General features: G+C 57.0%; 16 protein-coding genes. 5 read left to right on the plus strand and 11 right to left on the minus strand.

Going from position 1 to position 18,008, the window contains the following annotated elements:
* The first annotated feature begins 154 nt into the window (after positions 1-154).
* Positions 155-418 (plus strand): hypothetical protein, encoded by a 264-nt coding sequence (locus DLM45_RS10780; RefSeq protein WP_181337112.1) that lies wholly within the window; start codon positions 155-157, stop codon positions 416-418.
* A 212-nt stretch (positions 419-630) separates the two neighbouring features.
* On the opposite strand, the gene DLM45_RS10785 is transcribed toward DLM45_RS10780, so the two are convergent.
* The 3 genes from DLM45_RS10785 to DLM45_RS10795 form a co-directional block, all read right to left on the minus strand.
* Complete coding sequence (locus DLM45_RS10785) at positions 631-1,686, minus strand: sensor histidine kinase (RefSeq protein ID WP_181338288.1); 1,056 nt, start codon at positions 1,684-1,686, stop codon at positions 631-633.
* A gap of 1,251 nt (positions 1,687-2,937) precedes the next feature.
* Positions 2,938-3,447 carry a CinA family protein gene (locus DLM45_RS10790; protein WP_181337113.1) on the minus strand — a complete coding sequence of 170 codons (510 nt, stop codon included), beginning with the start codon at positions 3,445-3,447 and terminating at the stop codon, positions 2,938-2,940.
* Between the two features lie 4 nt (positions 3,448-3,451).
* The gene (locus tag DLM45_RS10795) at positions 3,452-3,976 is read right to left on the minus strand and encodes a YciE/YciF ferroxidase family protein (protein WP_181337114.1); all 525 of its coding nucleotides are present in this window, start codon (positions 3,974-3,976) and stop codon (positions 3,452-3,454) included.
* Positions 3,977-4,247: 271 nt separating this feature from the next.
* On the opposite strand from DLM45_RS10795, the gene DLM45_RS10800 reads away from it, so the two are divergent.
* Entirely contained in the window at positions 4,248-4,541 is a 294-nt protein-coding gene (locus tag DLM45_RS10800; RefSeq protein ID WP_210269827.1) for a hypothetical protein, read from the plus strand.
* A 104-nt stretch (positions 4,542-4,645) separates the two neighbouring features.
* Positions 4,646-4,906 carry a hypothetical protein gene (locus DLM45_RS10805; protein WP_181337116.1) on the plus strand — a complete coding sequence of 87 codons (261 nt, stop codon included), beginning with the start codon at positions 4,646-4,648 and terminating at the stop codon, positions 4,904-4,906.
* Between the two features lie 81 nt (positions 4,907-4,987).
* Here DLM45_RS10805 and DLM45_RS10810 read toward each other — a convergent pair whose 3' ends face one another.
* Positions 4,988-6,058, minus strand: coding sequence for a hypothetical protein (locus tag DLM45_RS10810; RefSeq protein WP_181337117.1), 1,071 nt, complete (start codon positions 6,056-6,058; stop codon positions 4,988-4,990).
* 195 nt (positions 6,059-6,253) lie between these two features.
* On the opposite strand from DLM45_RS10810, the gene DLM45_RS16730 reads away from it, so the two are divergent.
* Positions 6,254-6,466: a helix-turn-helix domain-containing protein gene (locus tag DLM45_RS16730; RefSeq protein ID WP_181337118.1), complete on the plus strand. Its 213-nt coding sequence runs from the start codon at positions 6,254-6,256 to the stop codon at positions 6,464-6,466.
* A 240-nt stretch (positions 6,467-6,706) separates the two neighbouring features.
* Here the strand turns inward: DLM45_RS16730 and DLM45_RS10820 are convergent, their stop codons facing one another.
* Positions 6,707-7,102 (minus strand): type II toxin-antitoxin system HicB family antitoxin, encoded by a 396-nt coding sequence (locus tag DLM45_RS10820; RefSeq protein ID WP_181337119.1) that lies wholly within the window; start codon positions 7,100-7,102, stop codon positions 6,707-6,709.
* 819 nt (positions 7,103-7,921) lie between these two features.
* Between DLM45_RS10820 and DLM45_RS10825 the strand changes: the two genes are divergently transcribed.
* Positions 7,922-8,224: a hypothetical protein gene (locus DLM45_RS10825; RefSeq protein WP_181337120.1), complete on the plus strand. Its 303-nt coding sequence runs from the start codon at positions 7,922-7,924 to the stop codon at positions 8,222-8,224.
* Between the two features lie 68 nt (positions 8,225-8,292).
* Here the strand turns inward: DLM45_RS10825 and DLM45_RS10830 are convergent, their stop codons facing one another.
* The 6 genes from DLM45_RS10830 to DLM45_RS10855 all read right to left on the minus strand — a co-directional run bounded on the left by DLM45_RS10830 (position 8,293) and on the right by DLM45_RS10855 (position 17,964).
* A complete protein-coding gene (locus DLM45_RS10830; RefSeq protein ID WP_181337121.1) occupies positions 8,293-8,442 on the minus strand; it encodes a hypothetical protein in 150 nt (49 codons plus the stop codon).
* 258 nt (positions 8,443-8,700) lie between these two features.
* Positions 8,701-10,224: a hypothetical protein gene (locus DLM45_RS10835; protein WP_246317324.1), complete on the minus strand. Its 1,524-nt coding sequence runs from the start codon at positions 10,222-10,224 to the stop codon at positions 8,701-8,703.
* 161 nt (positions 10,225-10,385) lie between these two features.
* Positions 10,386-11,075, minus strand: a complete 690-nt coding sequence (locus DLM45_RS10840) for an MOSC domain-containing protein (protein WP_181337122.1) — start codon at positions 11,073-11,075, stop codon at positions 10,386-10,388.
* Positions 11,076-11,256: 181 nt separating this feature from the next.
* On the minus strand, positions 11,257-15,573 hold the full coding sequence (locus DLM45_RS10845) for a translocation/assembly module TamB domain-containing protein (protein WP_181337123.1): 4,317 nt from the start codon (positions 15,571-15,573) through the stop codon (positions 11,257-11,259).
* Entirely contained in the window at positions 15,573-17,462 is a 1,890-nt protein-coding gene (locus tag DLM45_RS16545) for a BamA/TamA family outer membrane protein (RefSeq protein ID WP_181337124.1), read from the minus strand. The genes DLM45_RS10845 and DLM45_RS16545 overlap by 1 nt, the downstream gene beginning before the upstream one ends.
* Positions 17,463-17,817: 355 nt before the next feature.
* Entirely contained in the window at positions 17,818-17,964 is a 147-nt protein-coding gene (locus DLM45_RS10855; RefSeq protein ID WP_181337125.1) for a hypothetical protein, read from the minus strand.
* Between the last annotated feature and the right edge of the window lie 44 nt (positions 17,965-18,008).

Consider the following 18,008-nt stretch of genomic DNA (forward strand, 5'->3'; position numbering starts at 1 on the left):
GTATCCGGGTGGCCAGAACCCTGACAAATACCTGGGCGGGAACCTCGTGGTAAATATCTGCTGAGCTTCAGTAAGCAATCGCATGCTGTTGCTTATGCGCGGGCTGTTTCTTTTTCCGGCCTATCCGGCCAATCTCTAACCGAAGGAAACTATCATGGATGTTTGGGACTATCCAAAGAGCGCTCGACATCAAGCGGCCATCGATAGGATGAAGCCCGAGCGTGATGCTGCGCTGGCAAAATCGTCAGCAATGAAAATCAAGCTACAGCGAGAACAGGATACCGCGTTAGCCGTCAAAGAGCATGAGGCTGAGATGATCGCCACGCGCGCAAAGACGGCGCGGTTGCGAGCAGCAAGGATAGCGCGAGAAGCGGAAGTGCCAGCGAAGAAGCCTTCTCGTGCAAAGATCACCAAATAGTCCAAGCGACGTGACTTCGGCTAGCATTCGCGCCCAGCGTCTATTATGCTATTTTCAGTGTAAGGCTTTGAGATAATCTGGCCCGTGCGGCGGATTGCTTTGCTCAACAGTTGTTCGGTCCGAGACCACGATCAACTTAACAGGTGGTCCACGAACACTGATGGAGTGGGTGGAGTTTCACCCTTGCATCGACAAGCGCGCGAAATCGCTTTCTAGGCTGCTGGTCGCGCATCGACATCCTTGGCGACGACCTTATTGAAGACAATTTGCACGGTCGTTCCCGGCCCACCACTGCTCACGCTAATTTTGCCACCAAGCTGTTTCGACAGCGCCTCTACTATTCCGGTTCCGAGCCCCGCCTTGGCTTTTTCAGGATCGGACGGCATGCCGACACCGTCGTCGGTCACCGTTAAGCTCCGTTCGTGGCCTTCTGAACGGAAATCGACGCGGATTACGCCGGAACGATTGTTAGGGTAGGCGTGCTTAAGCGCATTGATTACGAGTTCTGTAACGATGAGGCCGATACTCACAGAAACATTCGCAGCCACGACGCTATGGTCGACTTTCACTTTAATGGCTAATCGCCCGGAGCCCATGATCATCGAAGCGGCAAGGCTTTCGCAAAGCTGCACCAGATAAGGCGCAAGCGTTACATCTCCAACGCTGGACATCTCCAGGTGGCGTTGGACAGCCGCAATCGACAACACTCTATGATGTGCCAGCTGAAGATGGCCTCTCGCTTCATCCGACTGAACACTGCGGGCACTCTGCATCAAGACGCTCGCGATAATCTGGAGGCTGTTCGCAACGCGATGCTGTAGTTCCTCCAGAAGGATCGACTTCTCGCGAATGAGGTCATCTTTCTGGCGAGCCTCGTCACGAGCGCTCGTTACGTCCGTTATCGCTAGTAGAAGACGCACGCGATACTTATCTCCGTCGTCGAGCCGCCGCGCGTTGAGCAAGAGGCAGCGTGGCTTGTTATCCTGGGAGACGATATTGACTTCGTAAACGTCAATTTGTGCGAATCCGGAAGCCGTGGCCTTCAGCAGGGAGAGGAGTTGAGGGATGGCCCATTCGCCCGAGCCAATTTCAGAAACTAAACGGCCAGGAAGACTTGCAGCGTCAATATCAAATGTTTGGCAGAACGACGCGCTGCCGGCAATCACTCTGAGATCGCCAGATAAAAAGAGCAGAGGTTCGTTGGAAGAAGCCACGATAGCAAGAGTGCTAGCGGCCTCAACCAGAAAATTGGAAGGAACTGAAGTCATAAGATGGCCCTCAAGGGCCGGAGGCTCGCGATGCGAAAGCCATAACTCGGCAAAACTAGTGTTTCTGAGTATGCCAACCAACGTAGCAGCTAACTGATTGGTTGGCTATCTGTGCACCACGTGGCTGCACGTGCAGGCCTTTGTTGCAAGAAAATCACCGTTTACTCGAACAAAGGCTCTGCGCCATTAGGTTGGGATCGCATGCCGAGAACAGGCGCGAAGCCGAAGTTTGCGGCGTAGGGGTATTGCTGGATTTACCACCAGCGCCCTCGCCCATACAAGCCTCCGCCGCCGAGAAGGAAAACGATGAGCACGATGATTAGAAGCGTATTGGTATCCACGGGATCCTCCACAGGTCATCTTCTAGTTGAACCATCCTCGGCTTTCATACGTTCCAAAGAATTGCAGTTTCCATCTTCCATCAGCTGTTGCTCGTCCTGGATATCCGATCACGGTGGCGGAGAAGACTGCGTGGGAGGGAAACACCGGCTATCCTGTAGAAGTCCATAATTGGATGCAGGCAACCCCAATCAGATGTAGAAATACTATCCAAAACTTTGCTCTGTGGCGGCGTAAGGGTGCGTGTTATGAAAGCTAGAAGGATCATTTTAGACCGCGGGCTCGATGAAAAGGATTTAATCTTTTTGACCGATGTTCTTGAAGCCGTTTGGCGGGAAATTGAGGCCCGAGGCCTTCATGCCGGTATGGATCGGACCTTGGCCCGCGAGCGATTGGCCATGATCATCCTATCGACAACCAAGTCCGGGGCGATACAATCTCGAGAGGAATTTTGCGAGCAGGTAAAGCGAGTATTCCTCAAGCAAATTGCATGCTTTTCCGACGCTGCCGAGTGACAGCTGTCTAAGGCCCGATTGGAACTGCCGAGGCTCTTGGATTATCTGTAGTCGAACTAAATTTGGCTGCAGGACACATTCTCGGAGGCTTACTATGATCGGCATGGAGTTCTTCTATGCGATTGCGGCACCTGCAGTCGTGATTGGCCTGGGCTTCGTCGCAGTGCTTCTAGGCGGCAGCGTTAATTCCTAAAGATGCGGCTTTCCTAAGGAGCGGTTGCTAGACTGCAGCAAGCTTCGATCTGGGTTTGGGAGCGCTGAAACGAAGCGCCGGACTGTGCAAGGTCCAGACATGGAAACACCTTGATCCAGAAGAAGATCAAGGTGCTGGGGATTATCACGGCTTTAAGGTCAAATGCACTGCTGGAACAATCCCAATAATTCGGATTGTCACTGATCAATTCTCAGCGGTGAGGGTTTCGACGAGCAAGGCGAGTGCCGCCCCTAGCATTTGCCCGCGCAAATGGCCGTTGCTCAGGTGGCGATCCAATTCGAGTTTTATTACGTTTTCCTTGCCGGTTCGATAAACGACCGCGAGATAAGCTAGTCCAACGGGGTTGTCATCCTCGTCAGGTTTGGGACCACAAACCCCGGTTATCGATACCGCTAATGTAGCATCCGTGGAGCGTGCGAGCGCTCCGTAGGACATGGCTAGGGCGACTGGGGTGCAAACGGCACTTTCTTGTTCTAGCAATCCCTCATCGACACCCAAGACGTCTGCTTTGAAGGATTTCGCGTAACTTACAAAGCCACCCTCAAGAATCTCACCCGCCCCTGGAATATCGGACAGCAAAGTTGAAAGAGAGCCCGCGGTACACGACTCCGCAGTTACCAGGCGCTCATTTCGCGCCTGGCATAGGGCAATCACCCGCTCTGCCAATTCAACCAGCGGAACCGTGCTGACCATCGCGTCACCGGCGCGCTGTTTTCTTTGATGCGGCCTTCATTTCCGGCGGATCGGCGTCCACATTGATCTCGCTAAGCGCGAGTTCGGTGAGCTTGAGATCCGTCGCTTTCTCTTCTTCCAATGTTGCACGCAGCAGATCGGCCGCGTCAGGCATTCCAAGCTTATCAGCCCAAGCGGCCAAGGTTCCATAACGTGAAATTTCGTAGTGTTCGACCGCCTGAGCCGCTGCGAGCATGCCAGCGTCTCGGACGGTATCGTCTTCCGCCTCTTGCATGATCTCCGACGCCTCTTCGGTCATGCCGTCGATCGCCGGACAGGTTTTGCCGCGGGGCGACTTGCCAATCATTTCGAAAATTTTTTCGAGGCGATCGACTTGCCCTTCGGTATCAGCGATATGGTCCTTAAAGGCGGTCGCTAAATCCGGGGACGAGGCTTTCCGCGCCATCTTTGGCAAGGCTTTAAGTATTTTCTTTTCGGCATAGAGAATATCGCGAAGAGTGTCTTCGAATAGATCTTCTAGCGTTTCCATGATTCTGATCCCGGTTGGACAAGCGTTCGTATTGAAGCGCCTCCACCCAGAATGCGTGGCTCACATACTTTGTTTCCATGTTGCCGGCTTTACTTTAAAAATCGGGAGTTGCCGGGCCGAGAAAGAGAAAAGATACGGCTACGGAGCGCGCGCAGCTGAACTTAACCAGCTTTACCTGCAGCCAATTTTCTCTACAGGGACTTTGCGGCGCGGCGCGATCAGCCTGATGTGTATTTCAAGCGATATGAGCGAGGTGTAGAATGTACACGTCGTGATGCAGGTCCAGTTCTTTGGTGGAAAGGACATAAGCGTGAAAGCGCGGCAGACGATCACCGATGGCGGTTTCGGGCCTGATGAAGTGGTTTTTCTAACCGAAACATTGGAATTTGTCTGGGCGGAAGTTGCCCGGGAAGGCTATCCCCGCATGGGGGATCCGGCCGCAGATCGAATTCGCATTGCGCTCTTGATAATGGCCGCTGCTCAGGGCGGCATAAAGGGTTCTGCAAGTGAATTTCGGACTGACATTAAGCGCAAATTCTTGGAGAGCGTAAAGCCGGACGTATGACTGTCCCGCAGCTTTCCGGGATCATTTCCCGATCAAAATTTTTTCTGGAACGTTCCTCAGTGGGCAGTGTTGAGCCGGAACACAAACCCGAGGAGGCACCCCTTATGAAACCATTTTTGGTAGCAGCGGCATTAGCGTTCTTCGTCGCCACTCCGGTCATCGCGGCGGATGACAATGGCATGCATCCGGAAAGCAGCAAAAAGCCCAACCCCAGCGTCTCAAGCAAGAATACGAATTCGGATGGATCCAGCGTTTCAAGCGGTGCCAACGGAACTTCAACTGGAACATCGGGTAATACTGATCTTGGCAGCGCGAAGAAGAATCCTCCGCCCACACCCAACGATGACAGCGTCAAAGTTAAGTAGAATCAGGCTTCGCATCGCCGGAAATAAAAAAGCCCCCGGCGCTGGGCGCCGAGGGCTTGAGTTAGCTGCACTTCTTGCAGGTTATGAAGCCACCGTTGCCTTACACCGTCCGGCAGGAGTTGCAGCGGGGATAACGCCGATCTGACGCCAGCCCTTCATCCACTCGTGGACGGTTTGCTTCGGACGGTTCCAATCGTCCGCCAGAGTCTGCTGGCTTGGGATCGTCTGTCCGTCCGCCAATCGTTGCATTAGGTCATCAAGGGCCTGAGACTTCGACAGTCCGCCGGACGGTCCGGGCTTTTTCGGACGGTCCGGTCCGCGTTTTGTGGGTCCGCCGCCGTCCGGACGAAAGAACCGAGTGAGATTGTCCGCGTGCGTTGGATCGAAGTCAGTCTGAACGGCATCGGCAACTGGCACGTAAGCTGACTGGATAACCGGTGCGTGTGCTCCGTACGCGATGAGCACGCCTGCCAGCCCATTCGCTCCGATCGACAGTAAGCCGGCCATCAGAAGGTCAAGTGTCGATGGCGCCCATCCGATACGGTCAGCTAACGGCGTAGCAGAAGCAGGCACCGGGTTCGCAGCAACATCAGCCTTAGCGGTTTCGATTGCAGCGAGATGTAAATTCTGAGCTTCCGACGCGGCAGCGGTCACAGCGGCTTCGGCTTCAGCAGCCTTGGCTTTGAGTCCGTTGCAGATGGATTTGCAACGCCCACCTTCGCGAAGTTCTTTCTCGTATGCAGCCTGAGCTTTCGCTTCGGCCTCGAGTGCGAGTGAGAGCCGGACCGACGTGACTGGAGCACTCTGAAGGGCGTTCAAGTTAGAAACGGCTTTATTGTGCTGATCCAGCGCGGCTTTCAACGGAGCCGATCCCGTTTCGCGTTCAACGACGATCCGTTCCGCCGTTGCAAATAGATTGTAGAGTTCGCCGGCACAAAGCGCGGCGATGATCATTGCTGCGATTTTGCCTGTGACGCCGGCGCCGACAACGCGGGCACCGGCAAAGACACCAGCGCTGAGAGCGGCGACGACAAGGGCGTGTGCACCGAAATATCCGCCCGTCTGCATGATGTTAGAGTTCGTCGCGGCGATGAGGATGGCGGCGCCGACTAGGGTTGCGAGCCCCTGTGGGGTTGAGATAGAGGTTTTCATGGGTCTTTCTCCAAGTAGTGATTGGTGAAGGATCAAGGCCCGGCTCGGTGTTGAAGCACCGCGCTGGGCCGCCTTGTTTCTGGGGCTGGTTAGCGCCATCACGCACAGATAATAGTACTCAATGCGTACCTAGTCAACCTTCTATTATCAGACAACATGGATTGACAGGTTCGCGTTGCGTGTTAATCATGCACCATGGCTGAAACAACATTTGCGAAATGGCGTGCCAAAGTCGGGATGACGCAAACAGAAGCGGCAGCCGCGCTTGGGGTCGCGCTGACGACGATCAAGCAATATGAAAGCGGAAAACATCTTGGGACTGGCAAACGCATGAGCCCGCCTGAGCCAGTGCGGAAGCTCATGCGGGCAGTAGCTAACGGGATTAGATTGGACCCGTGGCCAGAATGAAATTCATCGAATTCACCTAAGCAACTAACCTCATGATCGGGCAAGGCCGGCGCCAACAAGTATTGCGAGTCCCTGTCGGGTTGGGATAGAGGATTTTATGGGTCTTTCTCCAAAACCGTCTTGGTGAAGGATCAAGGCCCGGCTCGGTGGCTGCACACCGCGCTGGGCCGCTTCATTTACTGCATCGCGCAGGGCTCGGAATTCTTCGCGAGATCACGAAAAATTCCGAATGCCGCGTCATCAGCTACCGGTCGCTATCTTGTCGATCGCCGCTGACACGAGAAACGCCGACCGTGTCACGCCGCGGCGGTTCGCAGCCTCGTCGATCGCAGCGAGATGGCGTTCGTCGAGTGATATATCAGCGCGCGTGAGGACACCGCTTTCGGCCAAGAACGGCAACATTACGAGGCTTTCTCCGGCGGCGGGCGCGAACTCTGTGGTCGGATCGGTAATAATAGTCCGTGCGTCGCGGGGCGTTACTGTACGTGTCTCGTGACCCATTTCGCGGAGCGCGCTAATCGCATCTTGAATGGCCGCCTCCGGAGTTGCGCCGCCGCCGTTGCATCTAGGAACGTCGGGAACGCGCACGCCCCAAACGTCGTCGCTGCCATCCAGAATTCCAATAAAAAATGCCATGTTCTTGCTCCTCAAATATCCGGCTGCTTTTGCTACATTCCGCGCCACGCCGGGCGATAGAACTGTTTGGTTCGGGCGGCCGGTCGTCCTCAAGTATCGCTCTCACTTCCGCGCTGGCTCTTGGTTTAACAATTTGTCCTGTCACATTTTCGTGATTTTGTAAATTTGATGCGGCTACGTAATGTCAGGATATGAAACAAACTGGTTCTCGAGGCCGCGGTCGGCCTCCGAAAGTCGGCGGCAAAGCGATGTTGCGGCCGATAACTGTTCGGTTTCCCGAACCGATGATGCGAGCAATCGAAGAAATTGTGGCTTCTCGCCCAATGGAGCAGCCAGAGAAGGGGCAGATCGTCCGTGAGCTGATTGCAGAAGCATTGGCTGCGCGAGCAACGAAGACCAAGCGGGCCTCAGCAGGATAATCTTGGATTTGGAGCCTAGTCGAAGGTTTTGAATGAAAGAGATATTCTATCGAGGATATCGGGTACAAATACATTGTCGCGGTACTGGCTGGTTCGCGAATATATGGCGCGCAAACTCACGTTCAGTTGCCCAGACGATTCACGAGTTTCCTGATAGCGGCACGATGACAGAAGCGGCCGCGAAAAAGTGGATCGACCGCGCGCTGATTGCCGAGGCGTAGGTTACGCGAGCGAAGCCAAGTGGGAGCCAAGCCCGCTGCATATCGGCGTTCGGGAGGGCGGATCAGCTCAACGACAACTTCATTGCGATATGGACGGTGGCGCGGGCACGCAATTTTTGCGGGGCGTGCTGCTGCAGGCACTGATTTATCTGACAAACATACAAAGCGGAGGCAGGTGCATGAGTGACAATCCCGAGGCAACCAAAGTTCTCGACCCCGACAACGTTGCGGAAATTCTATGTGACGGCCGGTTCAATATTTCTTCGTCGGGTGGCTTGCTTACGCTGACCTTTACGCAATCGCGCCCCCGCGCGCAGGATCTGTTTGAGGGAAAAGTAATCCACGATGATATCGTACGTGCAAGGATTACGATGACATCGGGAAATGTCGTTGCGCTGAGAGATATTCTCAATCGGGTGATCAAAACACCGGGGGAAGTTCCGGCCGCAGGTGGTAGTGCCAGTTCGACGACCAAGCACTAGGGCTCTCTCCGGTTTGGGGAATCCGCCTTGCGGAAGGAGATGCGTAGATGTGTTCTGATCAGAACAATTTACTTTCGCGCAAAGTGTGCGCCGCGGCGGCCTTTTCGGCAATCGTTTTTCGCTGCTTCCGAGTCAGGCTCTCCGCGCTTACCGAGACTGACCGCAGCGGCATCCTTCCCGTCCTTGTTCACCGCATCTTCCTCTTCGCCAAGGACCATGGTGCTAGTTCCCGAAAGTGAGTCACAAGCCATCAGAGGCGCACCAAAACCGATATTAGATTTGAGTGTCGCACCATTGTCTAACGTATTGAAAAAGCGGTTTTTCACGGCCTCGGCCCTGGGCACCATCGTTTTAGCACCCCTCGATATCACGCATTCCTCAGCCTTACCGGCAGCCGCTGGTCCGAGAGCGCCTTCGCGAGAGAATCGCGCGCATGTCTCAGGCCACACGGCTGCTTCGAGGAGCGGTTCGTGGCTCTACGGCTTGATCGGCGCGCCTCCGGGACCGGGCGTGCCAAACGTCTGCAGTGCGCTTAGTGCGCTTTGTTGCAAACGAACCCAATTGGCGAGTTCATCGCAGAGTGAGGGACGCGGTCCACTGGCGTTCGCTGCGCATCGCAGCGAGACGAAGTTCTGGAGCCCCATGGCGAGCTGCAACGAATAGTCGGCCGAATAGAGCTGCGTGTCGCTGAAGACAGCGCCGCCGGGGACGTTTCCAAAATACATCATACGCAAACTTTGCGCGGTCTCGGGATGCTTCTGCGCGTCCAGTTTAAGTATCGAGCCATTCGGAGCGAACTCGGCGAGGATCGGCACCGTCGGGAAGCCAGCGGTCTGATGGCAGCCCATGCACGAGCTTTTCGGATTGTCGACGGGGCCTGCGAGGCGACCGCCATATCCGAGGTGGTTGAAGTTCAGCGGAGGCGTGGCGAGGTCTACGACCGCTTGGCGATTGATCCACTGTTCGGTCAGCTTGTCGTAGTCGCACGGCCCGTTCGGTCCAGCGCAGGTTTCTGCGAACGTGACCTTCGGATTGTTGCCCCACTGAAGACCGAGCGGCACCATCCGCTTCCACGGCGTATCGCCTTTGGCGTTGCCGTTATATCCGTAGGTGCCGAGCAGCCATCCGGTTGTGCTGCGCTCATCGCGGACTTGGAGATCGATCTGGATAAGGCGCACTTTTTCGGTGCGGCGTTCGAAGCGCGATAGCGGTCCAGCGTTCCGGAACTGCGGATCTTTATTGATGTAGATGTTGGCGTCCCACTCAAACGCGCCTTTGACGGTGGGAAGCTCGGCTTCGCTCACGGTTGAGAAAAGCAGCTTGATGACGAATGAGCCGTCCGGGAAGGTGTTCAGTCCGGTCGGGTCAGGATTGAGCGCACCGGGTTTGGGATCGTCGGGATCGCAATAGACTTGCCCCAGGCCAAATCCATAGCGGTCGTTCATGTAGGCCTGCGCCCAGGTGTCGACAAAGCCGACCTGCGCCTCTCCGAACGTGTTGCCGGCGGAGTCGAATTCATGTGTCAGGCCGTGGATATATTCGCGGCCATCGGTTCCCGGCCAATCGGATGCGACCTCGGTATTCCAGTCCATCCAGGGTGCGCCGTACCAACGGCGTGTTTTGTTGTCTTCGACATAGAAATCGACTTCGATATTACCTTCGAGGCCGTAGTCGAGCATGGCCTGCAGGTAGGCTCGCGCATCGACCGGGCCGCCGTCCTTGAACGGAATCTTGAGCCACGGATAGTTTTCTTTCGGAGGGAGCTGGTTGGGATAATTCTGGCTGAGTTTGAAAACTCTGCCTTTGTAGCTCACCGGGGGATTGCCGCCCTGGTCTTGAAGGTAATAATCCTTAAACTTTCCCCGGACGCAGTCTGTGCGCGCCAATTGATTTCGAACGGCGTCGGACGATGCCGACGCTATGCTGGAGCACAGGGACGTGCCGGTGCACGCCACAACGAAAGACGCTGCAAGGCGCGCCGCCCAGTTCGGTGTCGACATTCAGTGCCTCTAAGGATCACAATTGATTAATATGTAGAAATCGGCCCCATCTATCCGTGGTCGGATTATGGGCACGTTTTTAGATGGCAAGCATCCGGCAAATGCTGACCAGGTTCATAAGTCGATAATGGCTGATCGAAGTTGATGCTGCCCTGCTGGATTCACAGCGGGCCGTTAAGCCTTGGCGTCCAGTCTTCCACGGAGCGGGCTTGAACGCGCTTGGTGGCAAGTCTTCGCCAGCCTTCCGCAAGCTCGGGAATGGCGGCCATTTCCTGCAGGTCGCCGTAGCGATCCTTGTCCCGGTAGAGGAGGGTGATGAGGCGGCTCAGGGGCCAATCGGGTTGGGGCCGGTCTTCAAGAATGAGCTGGTCGCCGGGGGCTGCGTTCCCCTCTTCAAGCACGCGATAGTACCAGCCGGTGCGTCCGCTGGATTGTGTTTGGTAAGCAACGTCGCTCCGCGCAAAACGGACGTTCAGCTTCCAGCACGGTTGGCGCCCCTGGCTGACTTGGAGCACGGCGCCGCCGAATCGGATGATGTCTCCGATGTGGACCGTGTGCTCCGTCCATCCGGTGGTGGAAATGTTTTCGCCGAACGCGCCTGGCGAATTGAGCAGCGGGTGTGATCCGATGTCGGCGCGCCAAGCGTCGTAGTGATCTTGGGCGTAATGGTGCACGGCCTTTTCCGGACCGCCATGGCTTTTGCGATCGGCCTGTTCGTCACCGGCTAAGCCAACTCGCGTGAAATGCCACGGCCCTTCCGTTGGCGTTTTTGCAATACCGCTGAGATGGCCTTTGTCGCCGAGAGGGCAAACCTTTCCGCGGAGGACGATGGGCGAGGCCGGAACGAGCATTGCGGGGCAATCCTGACCAGAAGTTCGCATCGCGCTGCCGATTGGTGAATACGCCTGCACGGCAGCTGAAATTGATTTCACCGCGGAGAGATTAAAAAATCAAAGCGGTAAATCGTCTTCGATGTTTGCTGTGGTCGTCGGGCTTTTTATTTGCCGAGATGGGACGGGGCGCCGTCGCGCTTCAATAGTCCCATTCGAACCCGAGGCCGAGTTTGCTGTCGCCGTCGGTGCCGGCCTCTCCGCGCGCTTTGAGATTTTTGGTCAGGTTGTGATCAACGACGATCCGGCTCTTTCCGAGGCTCATGCCTTGCTTGACGCCGACGTAGGTCTTGTCGTCGATGTAGCTGCCGGCCGAGGCTTGGGCGTTGCCTTTTTCATCGGTCGTTACGTCGAGAACGTCGATACCCATGGCGCTCTTCATCTTGTCCAGTGTGCCCGGTCCGCTGGACAGTCCGCCGATTTTGTCGATCTCGCTCGCGAGTTGAACGAGCTGCGCGGCCGAAAGCTTTGCAAGCTTCTTGTTGAAGAGCAGCAGTGAAACGATCTCGTCTTCCGGCAGCTCGGGCGACGATGTGAACCGGAATTTTGGGTTCGAGGCCGGTCCAGTTACTCTGATCGTAACCGTTGTGCCGTCTGCGTCTGCTTGGGCTTCCATGTCGAGCGAAGGTTCGAGGCTGCCCATGAACACAACATTGCCGCGGCTGAAGTCGAGCTGGCGTCCGATGATCGATAGCTTGCCGCGCGAGGTCGTGAATTGGCCGTCGGTAAATGGATTGTCGGCGGAGCCGCGAATCTTAACGAAGCCGCCTAGCTGCGCATCGACGCCGCGTCCGCGTACGAAAATGCGATCATTCGCGCGAACGTCGAGCGCGAGCGAAATGGTTGATCCAGACGATGACGCTGCGTTCGACTTTTCCTTCTCGCGCTCAGGAGACTGAAATTTTTCAGGTGCATTCACATGGCGAATATCGAGCGCGCTGACCGATTTCGGCATCTTGTTTGGAACGGTGACGTCCATTCTGCCGATCAAAACGTTGCCGTTTGCGACGAGTGCATTTAGCGGTCCGGCGACTTTTACGTTGCCGTCGATCTCGCCCGCGACGGGATCTTGATTCCCGAACTTGAATGCGGCGATCCTGATCGCGACGTCTGCCGACGGTTCGCCGACTTTCGGCAGGAGAAGCGCGCCTTCTGCATTGACGCTGCCGCCCTTCTTGCTGGTGGCGACGAGTTTTCGGACTGTGACTTTATCTTGAGAAAATCCGATGTCGGCCGCGATAGGCGAGAGCTCCAGGCCAAGGCCGGGGTCGCTCAGTGTCGCGCCATCCACGAGGATGCTGCCATCAACGCGAGGGTCAGACAGCTTGCCGGAGATGTCAGCCGTTACCATCGCAGTGCCTCCCGCGCGTGCCGCGCGATCGGCGAGGAAGACGTTTGCGAGAGCCAGCGGGATGCTTCCGCGCCCCGATAGTGCGAGCGCGGAGCCGTTCTTCATTCCGACCGTTCCGTTGACCGCCAAGTCGGTTCCGCCGCGTGCTGTGGCGCGCATCTTGACCTGAGCCTTGCTGTCTTTCGCGGCGATGTCGATCGTCACGTCGGCAGCAGGTAGTTGCTTCGTGTGCGTCTCTTGCAGCGACAGCGTCGTCGCCGAGATCGTGGCTGCGATCTCAGGATTGGAAGGATTGCCTTTGATCTTCGCTGTGCCGCTAATGCTGCCTTCCACTCCGAGCTCAGGCGCAGCGATGGATGCGAGCGACGCCGGGACAAGCTCCAAGTTAAGTCCCAAGTCGAGTGCGTTCGAATTCGCGGAGCCGTTGACCAGAAAAGAGCCGGTGCCGATGGCGAGCTTCAGGTTGGGTATCGACACAGTCTCGCCCTTAACGGAAAGGCGAGCGGGTGATGCGAGCCGGATCGGCGGAAGGCCGCTTTTGCCGGTGTAGGATGCAGACTTGATTTCGATCTGCTGGATATTTTCGACGGTACGAGATGTTGCGGAAAGCTCTAGCGCGCCGCCGTCGATTTGGCCTTTCGATGTCAGTGTCGCGCCGCCATCCTTGAAGCGTGCATCCAACGATAGCCCGCCGAGCGCTTTCTTGCCGTTGGCGATGCCAGCAATTTTTGCACTGATCACGCCGTCGGGAAATTCGAGATAGTTTGCGACGTTGCCGGTTGAGCGAATGCTGCCGATGCGCAGATCACCGACGAGGATATCGTCCGCGGTGATGTTCAGTTTCGCAATGCTGTTGGCTTTGTCTCCGGTCAGCGCAACATCTGCTGCGATCCGCCCTTTGAGCTTCGTGCCGATTGCGTTGCCGAGGCGCGCGAGGTTTGGAGCATGGATCTTGAGCGTTCCAGATGGTGGCGCTGCGCCGCCCAAGGCAAGGTTGCCGCCGAGCTTCGTTCCGGCGATGTCCAAGTCGAGGTCGCTTATGGAGATCGCGCCGGTATCCGACAACATCAATGCCGCAGCGCCGGTCAGTGTTTCGCCGGAGATTGTGCCGTTGGCGGTGAATTTGCCTTCGTGCCGAGATAACGGGCCGCGGCCGGTAAAGCTTAGGCTTGGCTCTTCGACGGGTTTGCCGTTGAGTGTCACGCCGTCACCTGTGAGGCTGATGTGCGACACGAGATCGGCATCTGAGCCGCTGACATCCAGCGCGAGTTGCGCCTTGCCAGTGAGTTGCGGATTAATGGCGGCAAGCGACGAGAGCGTGACGCTTCCCGATGCATTCCGCGAGTTCTGCGCACGCTTTGCTTTCAACGTCGCGGCAAAAAGTTCGTTTGAGATTGAGGTGTCGCGCGTTGAGAGAGCGCCGTCTGCGGTGCGTTCAATAACAGCGCTAAACTTTGTTGCCGGAGCTAGAACGCCGTCGAGGGCTTCAACGCCCGTTGCGAGGCCCGTGCTTTCTCCGGAAACGGCGGCCGCAATCGTTTGCGCAGTGAGATCGCCGTCGAACTTGATGCCAAGAGTCATCCGCCCCTTGAGCGGCCGGTCTGCGATCGCGTCGTACCGCGACGCATCCGAAACGTTGAGGCGTGCGGTTCCGTTGATCCGTCCGCCTTCGATGATTCCGGCCAGGCTCCCGACGGCGCCTGCGGACTCGACGTCCGCTTTGGCGATAGTCAGTCGAGATCCGTCGTAGGTTCCGGAGAATGCTAAGCGTGGTGATGGGCCGACGGATTTGCCGAGTGCTTTGGTTTCGTCGACGCCGCTGGCCGAAAGAGTCAGTCTGATATCGTCAAAGACCGAGGCGCGTTGTCCTGCCGGATCGGGTTGGGACGCGGTTGCTTCGAGAAGCAACGTCTCTGCGGCGAATTTCTGATTGTCGATGCCGTTGAGACGTACAGTCGCCGTTGACCGGCGCGCCGTGTTCGTGTCGGGCAGCGTTGCGCGGAAAGAGATCTCCCGAACTGATACCGGATTATCTTTTTCAATTGGGAACGTCAGCGGTTCGCCGTCGTTGCGGCGCGCATGGCCCTCGATCCCGCCGTGAACATAACCGGATGCGATATCGATACCGCCCGTCGCAGCGACTTGCATCGATGCGCCGGTGGCGTTGACGCGAATGTCGCTGATTGAGCGGAGAGCGCCGTCATTTAGTCCGGTAATGTCGGCGGAGACGTTCAGCTCCGTTTTTCCGGCGAGAATGTCTGCCGCGGCGGCAGGCACGAGGCGTTCGACGAATCCAGCAAGCGAACCTGAGAGACGATGCGTCGTGGTGTTCGTCTCGTCTAGGCGAAGGGTGCCAGCGAGGAACGGTTCGCTATTCGCGGCAAGTGAGAGGTTCGCTTTCCAAGCATTCAGCGCGCCGCTGCCGTGAAGTTCTACCGAGAGAGGCGGCCGCGAGGGAAATCCGAGCAGATGCGAAACCAGCCCATTCTCCGATTCACTTCCGCTGATCGCAAGTTCCAGAGCACGCATCTCCGGATTGTATGACACGTTCGCGCGCAAGTCGCTCTGCGGGCCGTCTATCCGCTCAAGGTGAAACTGCGCGACGTTTGCTTTCTTTGTGTCACCGACGTCAGCGCCGCCGGTGAGACGGAGCGTTGCGTGTTCACCTGTCACCTGCTCGGAAATGTCGATCGCTTTCACGTCGAGTTCGCGAAGCGCGATTTTTAAGGGCAGGCCGGGGGAAGACTTATCTGTGTTTGTTTTCTTTGGTGCGCCGACAGGCTTGCGCAACACTGCGATCTTATCGACGTGCAGATATGAGATTGCCGCGCGGCCGCTGAAGAGTTCGGACGGGCTCCATGCAAACGAAATGTTGCGGACCGTCAGCCAGGGGCCGTCTTTATCGGACACGCTGATTTCGGCGATCGAAGCCTCATCGAAGAGAGAGCCGTTGAGTTCTCCGATTGCGATTGCGCTGTCTTCAGACGACGCAATCGAGGCGACCAGACGCAACATGCTCGATTGACCGAGATGCGTTGACGTCGCTGCAGTGGCGACGATCACGAAGGCCGCTGCGATGAAAAGCAGAATCTTTGTGATCCTGCGCATCAGAATGCCTGCCCAAGACCGATGTAGACAGCGACCGAGGAATGTTCGTCGCGATCGGTCAGCGGCGTTGCGACGTCGATGCGCAGCGGACCAATAGCGGTGTAGTATCGCAAGCCCAGGCCTGCGCCGATGAAGATATCGGAGAACGACGGCCAGGGATTGTCGGTGACCGATGCGGCATCAATGAACGGGACGATGCCGAATTGTTCGGTGACGCGGAGTCGAAGTTCCGCCGATGCGCTGACATAGCCGAGCCCGCCGATGACATTGCCGTCGAGCATCGGGCCGAGGCTTCGATAATCGTATCCGCGAACCGATCCGCCGCCGCCTGCAAAGAAGCGCGTCGAAGCGGGAACTTCAGAGAGCGCAGCACCCGCAATCGAACCCGCACCGATCCGTCCGGCAAGGACAGCATGGCCGTCCGCATCGAGCGCCTGGTACGTTGCTGCCTGGACCTCCGACTTATTGAATACGACGCCTCGGATGGCTTCGGCCGTTGGAGTTACGGCGGCGAGAATGGAAACGCCGGTCGTCGCGTCCAATGGCTTGTCGCGCGTGTCGTAAGCGGCTTCGATGGGAAGGCTTATCAGCAGATAATCATTCTGGCCGAATGCGTCGTCCACGCGCGAGAACTTCGTTGCGAGGGAAACCGAGCCGGAAAGTGCGGGACTGAAGACGTGCGCCAAGCCGACTTTCGCGGACGCATCGAGGCTTTCGTACGTATCTGGGTGTTCGCGCGCGAGACGGAATTCGCTGATGAGATCTGTATCGACGTCGAGCACGCCCGGCTTGGTGTAGATCGCAGCTGCATCGAATTCGAGTTGCGAAATGTTATCGCCAATTCGCGATAGGCCTCCTTCGAGGCGGAGGTGTTCGCCTTCGCCGAAGAAGTTGCGGTGTCCCCAATGCGCTTCAATCTCTGCGCCGTCAGTGGATGAGAGCGACGCTGTTGCGCCGAAGTAGCGAGGCTTTCGTTCGACGACTTCAAGGCTGACCGGGATGCCGCCGTTAGGATCGACTGCGTTGCCTTCGACGACCCTCACGCTCTCCACGCTTGGCATCTTCGCCAGACGGTCACGCGCTCGCTTCAAGTCTGCCGGGCTAAACCGTTGACCCGGCTCCAGCTTGCTCTGGTCCATGACTGTGTCGTGATTGAGCGTCGGCGCGCCGGAAACGCCAACCCAACCGTAGACGGCAGGCGGGCCTGGATCGATCTCTACGTGAACATCGACGGCGTGCTGCGCGTGATCGGCGGATATGTCTTTGTCTACGACGCGTGCCAGCGGGAAGCCTGCGACGCGCCACGATTCAACGAGTTTGTCCGTTGCCGCGATGATGATGCTGGACTTCGCAGGGGCGCCGCGCACAAGGCCGAGATCTTCTGCCGTTATGGATGGCGCTTCGTTGGGATGAGAGCGCTGCGTGAGTTGAACGTTGCCGAAGGCGAAGCGTGGTCCGGTCGCGATGTTGAACGCGACTTCGATGCGCGCGTCTTTTGCAGTGCTTAACGTAGCGGGATCGAGACCTTCGAGTTTTTGTCCGGCGATCCGAATGTCGATGTCGCCTGCATAGTAGCCGTCGCTATAGAGGGCCGCCCGGATCTGATCGACGTCGCCGCGTGTGCGCGCGACCAGGGTGTAGGCGTCCTGCGCGCCGTGCTCTTGCTCCTGCATCGTGTGCGATACGTCGGAGATCAGTTTTTCAAGCGAGCTGCTGTCTTCGGTTCCGGAGATGTTCAGCGATGTGTGATAGGCGAGGTCGCCTGCCGCGACCGATGAGGTCTCGCCAAAAATATGCACCCCGAATAGCTCCAGGGCGTCGGCCGGGCCAGCCTTTGCAATCGATGCGATCGCAATTGCCAGCATGCCAAATTGCCGGGCTTTGCGCACGGTCGTGTCTTCCCCCTTAGACGCAAACGCAAAGCGACCCGATGCTTTGGCCGAGACGAAAGATGCCTCAGGCTATTCGTCAGAATTTGTTGAGCAAAAGGACGGCATTCATGCCGAATCACTTTGCTTTTCAAAGCTTAGGTGAGGGGGGATCTATGGACAATCTTTGACGGCATCGGCGAACGTGCGAAGCGAATAGAGGCGTGCTGAATCGCTAGAATCGTGAAGCTGATTCGCGATTAATGCGGACTCGAAAAATGCCGTCGACGCAACAAAAAATCCCCGGCACGCGTGCGCCGGGGACGTTTTTATTTGCAAACGGAAGATCGTACTTTCGTCGATCCGGATGTATCGCTCACTTTGCGAGTTGAACGATGACGAGCATCTCGACAAAAGCCACGAGTACCACAAGCCAAACGAGCAGCGTGCGGGCTCCCAATTTGTCACTCAGTTCTTTTTCGCGCTCAGAGATGGCAGGCGCGATTGCAGTTGATTCGTCCATCGGTGGATGTCCTTGAAATAGGGCAACGCCGGCACCGCACTCTT

The organism is Hyphomicrobium methylovorum, assembly GCF_013626205.1.
In the GTDB taxonomy this organism is placed as follows: domain Bacteria; phylum Pseudomonadota; class Alphaproteobacteria; order Rhizobiales; family Hyphomicrobiaceae; genus Hyphomicrobium_B; species Hyphomicrobium_B methylovorum.